Source organism: Kitasatospora putterlickiae (assembly GCF_039527695.1).
GTDB lineage: Bacteria > Actinomycetota > Actinomycetes > Streptomycetales > Streptomycetaceae > Kitasatospora > Kitasatospora putterlickiae.
Genome location: NZ_BAAAKJ010000144.1, coordinates 1 through 5,838 on the forward strand (window position 1 = coordinate 1; position 5,838 = coordinate 5,838).

At 76.3% G+C, this 5,838-nt stretch carries 5 protein-coding genes and 1 pseudogene; 3 read left to right on the forward strand and 3 right to left on the reverse strand.

Features of this window, described 5'->3' with window-relative positions; translation table 11 throughout:
• From ABD308_RS15165 to ABD308_RS15175, 3 genes are all read right to left on the reverse strand, one after another.
• Nucleotides 1–327: 5-oxoprolinase subunit C family protein (locus tag ABD308_RS15165; RefSeq protein ID WP_486327026.1), on the reverse strand; the 327-nt coding region annotated here is incomplete at its 3' end.
• Between the two features lie 210 nt (nucleotides 328–537).
• On the reverse strand, nucleotides 538–1,182 hold the full coding sequence (gene pxpB, locus ABD308_RS15170; protein ID WP_344333816.1) for a 5-oxoprolinase subunit PxpB: 645 nt from the start codon (nucleotides 1,180–1,182) through the stop codon (nucleotides 538–540).
• On the reverse strand, nucleotides 1,179–1,943 hold the full coding sequence (locus ABD308_RS15175) for a LamB/YcsF family protein (RefSeq protein ID WP_425554771.1): 765 nt from the start codon (nucleotides 1,941–1,943) through the stop codon (nucleotides 1,179–1,181). The genes pxpB and ABD308_RS15175 overlap by 4 nt, the downstream gene beginning before the upstream one ends.
• Before the next feature lie 239 nt (nucleotides 1,944–2,182).
• Here ABD308_RS15175 and ABD308_RS15180 point away from each other — a divergent pair, with 239 nt between their 5' ends.
• From ABD308_RS15180 to ABD308_RS15190, 3 genes and pseudogenes are all read left to right on the forward strand, one after another.
• On the forward strand, nucleotides 2,183–3,784 hold the full coding sequence (locus tag ABD308_RS15180) for a hypothetical protein (protein WP_344333820.1): 1,602 nt from the start codon (nucleotides 2,183–2,185) through the stop codon (nucleotides 3,782–3,784).
• A 65-nt stretch (nucleotides 3,785–3,849) separates the two neighbouring features.
• On the forward strand, nucleotides 3,850–4,725 hold the full coding sequence (locus tag ABD308_RS15185; protein WP_344333821.1) for a hypothetical protein: 876 nt from the start codon (nucleotides 3,850–3,852) through the stop codon (nucleotides 4,723–4,725).
• A gap of 72 nt (nucleotides 4,726–4,797) precedes the next feature.
• Nucleotides 4,798–5,838 (forward strand): annotated as a pseudogene (locus ABD308_RS15190) (hypothetical protein); the annotation flags it as partial.

Consider the following 5,838-nt stretch of genomic DNA (forward strand, 5'->3'; position numbering starts at 1 on the left):
CAGCGCGGCGCCGCCGTCCACCACCGCCCCGGCCGGCACCAGCACCGGCGCACCCCAGGCGACGGGCCGGCCGTCCACCCGCACCGGGGACGGCGCGCCGGTCACCGCGACCACCAGCGGCCGCAGCGCCCGCACCGCGACCCCGCCCAGCGTGGCCTCCACCCCCGCCGCCCCGGCCGCATTGCCCACCAGCCGGTTGGCCGCCCGCAACGCCGGCTCGTCGAGTGCCCCCGCCCGCGGCACCCCGAGGTGCGCCACCCCGCGCCGCCCGAGGTCCTGCACCGTGCTCAACGGCCCCGACCGCACCACGACCATCGCGTCCGTCATACCGTCTCCCCGGCCGTCGGCGCCGATGCGTCGCGCGCCCCCGCCGGTGGCAGTGGCTCTGACCGGGCCACGACCATGGTGTTCGTCATGCCGTCTCTCCAGCTGTCGGCCGTCGCCGTGCCACTCCTCGGCCCGGCCCGGCGGATCCCTCCGCCGAGGCCGGGGTGGCCACCGCCCCGCCCACGCGCGGGCCACGGGGCCGGGGCGCCGTCACGGCGTGTCGCGGGTGGGGGTGAAGCGCACCCGGGTGCCCGGGGTGAGCAGGGCGGGCGGGGTGCGGGCGGGGTTCCAGAGGGGGAGGGCGGTGCGGCCGAGGAGTTGCCAGCCGCCGGGGGAGGGGTGCGGGTAGACGCCGGTGTAGGGGCCGGCCAGGGCGACCGAGCCGGCCGGGACGCCGCTGCGCGGGGTGGCGCGGCGCGGCACCTCGTAGCGCGCGGGCAGGCCGGTGAGGTAGCCGAAGCCGGGGGCGAAGCCGCAGAACGCCACGACGTACTCGGGCTCCGTGTGGATCCGCACGGCCGCCTCGGGGGAGACGCCCCACCGGCGGGCGACCTCGGGGAGGTCGGCGCCGTCGTAGACGGTGGGCACCTCGACGAGCGGGCCGGAGGCGGTGGACGCCGGGTCGGGCCGGGCCGTTCGCAGCGCGCGGGTCAGCGCGCCGAGGTCCGCCACGCCGTCCAGCAGGACGGTGCGGGCGGCGGGCACGATCTCCCCGACCGGCGGGAGTTCGCCGGCCGCCTGGCGTTCGCGCAGCCAGCCGTAGAGGGCGGTGACCTCGGCGGTGTCCGCGAGTTCCACCAGCAGGGCCCGCTCGCCCACCGGCCGGAGGACCGCCCCCGGGCCGGTTCCGGTCATGTGAACGCCTCCACCCGGACGCCGGCCGAGGCGAGCGCGCCGCGGATCCGCCAGGCGAGCTGGGCGGCGCCGGGGGTGTCGCCGTGGACGCAGAGCGAGCGCGCCTCGACGGCGACCGGCTCGCCGCCGACGGCCTCGACGGTGCCGTCGCGGGCGATGCCGACCGCCCGGGTGATGACCTTCTCGGGCTCGTGGATCACGGCGTCGGGCTCCCGGCGCGGGACGAGGGTGCCGGCCCAGGTGTAGGCGCGGTCGGCGAACGCCTCGGTGACCACCGGCAGTCCGACGTCCCCGGCGACCGCCAGCAGTCGGGAGCCGGGCAGGCCGAGCACCGGCAGCGGGCCTTCGCTGACCGCCCCGGACCGAAGGATCCCGGCGACCACCGCCTCCGCCTGTTCGCCGTCGGCGACCACCCGGTTGTAGAGGGCGCCGTGCGGCTTGACGTAGGAGACCCGGGAGCCGGCGGCGCGGGCGAAGACCTGGAGGGCGCCGATCTGGTAGGCGATCTCGTCGGCCAGCTCCTCGGGCGGCACGTCCATCGCCCGGCGGCCGAAGCCCGCGAGGTCCCGGTAGGAGACCTGGGCGCCGATCCTGACGCCGCGCTCGGCGGCCAGCGCGCAGACCCGGCGCATGGTGGAGGGGTCCCCGGCGTGGAAGCCGCAGGCGACGTTGGCGCTGGTGACGACGGAGAGCAGGGCCTCGTCGTCGGTCAGCGTCCAGCGTCCGAACCCCTCGCCGAGGTCCGCATTGAGATCGATCACCGCGTCGGCCACGCCCGTCCGCCTTCCAGCAGCTGTTGAGCCAGATGGTAGGGCCTGCGCCGCGGCGGGCCCCGCGCCGCCGGCCCGTCCGGCCGGGCCGCCCTCCAGTCCGAACGACATATCGATAAATCGCCAATGAGTCGGGATTCCCCGGACCGGCCTCCCGGTAAGGGAGTCGAACGCGTTCAACAGGGCGTCGGCGGGTGCCGGGCGCCTGTCCGGAAGGTCCGTTTCGGTCGATGTCGGCCCCTGCCTCTAGTCTTGTCCCCCGTGACCGTCATCGCCGACCAGCCCACCGAGCACGGCCCCCGGCCGCCNNNNCCGAGCACGGCACCCGGCCGCTCGCCGGGGCCGCCGTCGCCGCCGCGCGGCCCGCGCCGGGCCCCGCCGCCGACGAGGGCCTGGCCCGCCGGCTCAAGGCGCTGGCCTGCACCGCCCCGCTGCACGACCTGGACAACCGCAAGGTGATGCTGGCCGGCGAGTACGGCGGCTACGCGATGGCCGAGGTCGGCCTGGCCGCGATCGACCTGGTCACCCTCACCATGGACTTCGACACCGGCGCCGACCGCGACACGGTGCTCGCCCGGCTGCTGCCCCGGGTCGCCGCCCAGGCGCCCGGCCGCTCCACCGCCGAGCACCAGCGGGTCGGCCGCTGGGTGCTGGAGTCGCTGATCAACGTCGGCAGCGTCGACCGGGGCTTCCGCGCCGTCTACGGCACCTTCACCGCCGACGGCGACTACGTCCGCCGCGACTACGACTTCAAGCTGATCGAGGAGGTCCCGGGCCCCGACGGCGGCGTCTACCTGCGCACCACCGACGAGGCGGTCAACGTCCTGGTCGGCGCCCTCGACACCGACGTCACCTCCGCCCAGATCGCCGCCGAGGTCAAGCTGGAGGTGCTGATCCGGCGCGGCCGCCTGGCCGACGCCCAGCTCGCCGCCGAGCAGGCCCGCTACCGCACCGTCCAGTACGCCGAGACGCTGCGCCGCGCCCTGGAGGCCACCCGCCGCAACGTCCGCGCCGTCGACTGGATGCGGGCGATCCCGGACCTCATCGACGAGGCGCTCGACCACATCGCCGACCGCTACCGGCACGAGAACGCGATCCTCACCAACATCCGCAAGGCCCGCGACGAGGCCGAGGAACCGGAGCACAAGCGCCGCGCCGCCGAGCTGGTCGACATCGTCAAGGACTGCATCCGCCGCCACACCCAGCTGCAGACCCGGCTCCTGGAGGCCGGCCCGCTGTTCCGCGCCGAGCAGGACCGGCAGGCCTTCGCCACCCCCGGCGCCCGCAGCGGCATCGACCTCTACGGCCAGCTGCTCGCCCCGGTGCTCCGGCTGCCGATAGCGCAGGCCGTCCGCCCCACCGGCGCCTTCTTCGCCCGCGGCACCGGCCTGCGCACCCCCGTCTCGGTCCGCGTCGCCGACCTCGTCGACCTGCTGCTCACCCCGCCGGTCGAGCGCGAGCACCTCGGCGCCGAGCTGCCCGACCCGGACCTCGTCGCCACCCCCGACGACAGCCGGTTCACCGAGCAGCAGCTGGAAGCGGCCCTCGACCTGCTCGACCTGCCCCCCGACGCGCCGCGCCGGCTCTCCGGCCTGCTCGCCGAGGCCCGCGCGCAGGACCCGGAGCTGCCGTACCTGGTCGCCCTGCTGGCCGTGCACGCGGCCAGCCCGCCGGTCGGCACCGCCTACCGGCAGGGCGAGGAGCGGCTGCTCTTCGCCGTCGACGACGGCACCCCGCTGCACGACCGGGAGTTCGGCGGCGCCGACCTCATCGTCGGCAGCGCCCTGCTCGACGCCGTCGGCATGGCCGCCGACCGCAAGGACGCCGGCTGACCCCGTCCGCCCCGGCCGGCCACCCCACCCGCACACCCCCGCAACGCCCCCGAGGAGCACCGCCCGTGACGACCCACCACGACACGTCCTGGGCGCCCGAGACCGAACCGGCCGCCCCCGCGCCGATCACCCCGGCCGACGTCGCCGACGCCGCCCGCCTGGTCTCCTTCGGCCTCCAGGCCAAGCTGCTCCCCGCCCGCGACGCCGAGTACGCCGAACTCGTCCGCCGCCACCGCGAGGACCCGCCCTTCGCCCGCCTCGCCGACGCCGTCGCCACCGGCATGGGCCTGGTCGTGCTGGAGGTCTCCCCGCGCGCCGGCATGGCCGTCGCCGCCGCCGAGGACTCCCTCTTCGCCGTCCGGATGGGCGACTACTCGCGCCGCGCCGCCTCCGAGTCCACCGACCGCTTCCTCCACGGCCTCGCCCATCTGGCCGTCGCCGCGATGGCCTTCCCCCGCCCCGAGGACCTCGCCGACGACGGCTACCTCGGCCGGATCACCGTCAACGGCATCGACTCCTTCGTCCGCCAGGCCTGCCGCCGCCTGGAGGAGCAGGCCGCCGCCGACGGCGACAACACCGACCCGCAGAGCGACGCCCCCGGCCTGGAGGCCGCCTGGCGGGTCTGGGCCCGGCGCACCGCCACCGGCGCCACCAAGGACGCCCGCCGGCTCTCCGGCTCCACCATCGGCATCGTCGCCAAGGCCGTGCTCTTCCTGGTCGACTCCGGCTTCCTGCAGAAGGTCTCGGACGACGCCGGCGGCACCTACCGCACCACCGCCCGCTACCAGCTCCAGGTCCGCGACCTGGCCGGCACCGCCGCCATGGCCGAACTGATCGACCTCGGCGTCGTCCCGGTCTCCGACGGCACCGCCTCCCTGCTGCCCCCCGACACCGGCGACGACCTGGTCGCCGACGCCGGCCTGCCGTTCCACTCCCTCTAGCGCCGGCCCCCGCGTCCGCCGGCCGCCCGCCCCGCCCTCCGATCCCACCCGCCTCCTGGAGAACCGCCGCACATGTACGAGCTCAACCGGGTCCGCCTCTACTCGATCGGACCGGCCGGCGCGCGCTACGCCGACACGGTGCTCGACCTGCGCGGCGTCGGCGAGCCCGTCGCCGACCCGGTGCCCCGGCAGATCGGCCTGTTCGGGGAGGAGGCCGACGGCCCGGTCCGCCGCCCCGCCCCGGCCGGCGTGCTCTTCCTGGAGAACGGCGGCGGCAAGTCCGTCCTGCTCAAGCTGATCTTCTCGGTCATGCTGCCCGGCCACCGCAACACCCTCGGCGGCGCCAGCTCCGGCGTGCTCCGCAAGTTCCTGCTCGCCGACGACTGCGGCCACGTCGCCCTGGAGTGGCAGCACACCGTCACCGGCGAGCCGATCGTGGTCGGCAAGGTCAGCGAGTGGCGCGGCCGCCAGGTCTCCTCCGACCCGCGCAAGTTCGCCGAGACCTGGTACTCCTTCCGCCCCGGCCCCGGCCTCACCCTCGACTCCCTCCCGGTCGCCGAACGGGTCAGCCTGGCCGGTGACCAGAAGGCCCGCGGCCGGCGCCGCACCATGAAGGGCTTCCGCGACGCCCTCACCGAGGCCGGCAAGGCCCACCCCCACCTCGACCTGGTCTTCGAGGACGGCCACGACCGCTGGACCGAACACCTCGGCGAACTCGGCCTCGACCCCGAACTCTTCCGCTACCAGCGCGAGATGAACGCCGACGAGGGCGAGGCGGCCGGCCTCTTCGCGGTCAAGCAGGACAAGGACTTCACCGACCTGCTGCTGCGCGCCGTCACCGACACCCGGGACACCGACGGCCTCGCCGACCTCGTGCACGGCTTCGCCGCCAAACTCGGCCTGCGCTCCGAACTCACCGCCGAACGCGACTTCACCGCCGGCTCGCTGGAACTGCTGGAGCGGATCGCCGAGGCCACCACCGCCCGCGAGACCGTCCGCGAGGCCCACCGCACCGCCGAACGCCGCACCCGCCGGCTCGCCCACGCCCTCGCCTCCCGGGCCGCCGCCGAACGCGACCGCGCCGAGGACCTCGCCGGCGAGGTCGCCGCCGCC

Excerpts from the sequence above, each read along its gene's own strand:
- pxpB (WP_344333816.1), bottom strand. The coding sequence starts at position 1,182 with ATGACCGGAACCGGCCCGGGGGCGGTCCTCCGGCCGGTGGGCGAGCGG.